Below are 455 nucleotides of genomic sequence, written 5' to 3'. Positions count from 1 at the left end.
GAGCCTAGCGGGATCGAACCGCTGACCTCCTGCGTGCAAGGCAGGCGCTCTCCCAGCTGAGCTAAGGCCCCATTTTTCTTGGAGCGGAAGACGGGATTCGAACCCGCGACCCCCACCTTGGCAAGGTGGTGTTCTACCACTGAACTACTTCCGCAAGTATAAAATAAATGATGAGCCATGAAGGACTCGAACCTTCGACCCTCTGATTAAAAGTCAGATGCTCTACCAACTGAGCTAATGGCTCGTTACATTCAAATGGAGATCATTTAACTCTTTAACAGAGCAATCATCTAAAAGAAAATGGCTGGGCTAGCAGGATTCGAACCTACGCATGACGGAATCAAAATCCGTTGCCTTACCGCTTGGCGATAGCCCAGTAATGGTGGAGGGGGACGGATTCGAACCGCCGAACCCGGAGGGAGCGGATTTACAGTCCGCCGCGTTTAGCCACTTCG

At 52.1% G+C, this 455-nt stretch carries 3 tRNA genes; all 3 read right to left on the bottom strand.

The features are described 5' to 3' along the window. Positions 1-79: 79 nt before the first annotated feature. A tRNA-Gly gene (locus tag SAY88_RS24755) sits at positions 80-154 on the bottom strand. A 17-nt stretch (positions 155-171) separates the two neighbouring features. Next, a tRNA-Lys gene (locus tag SAY88_RS24750) sits at positions 172-244 on the bottom strand. 57 nt (positions 245-301) lie between these two features. After that, positions 302-376 (bottom strand) — tRNA-Gln (locus tag SAY88_RS24745). Positions 377-455: the final 79 nt, after the last annotated feature.

The organism is Halalkalibacter flavus, from assembly GCF_036663575.1.
Taxonomy (GTDB): domain Bacteria; phylum Bacillota; class Bacilli; order Bacillales; family Bacillaceae_D; genus Halalkalibacter; species Halalkalibacter flavus.
This window is presented reverse-complemented; position numbering and strand designations above follow the sequence as displayed.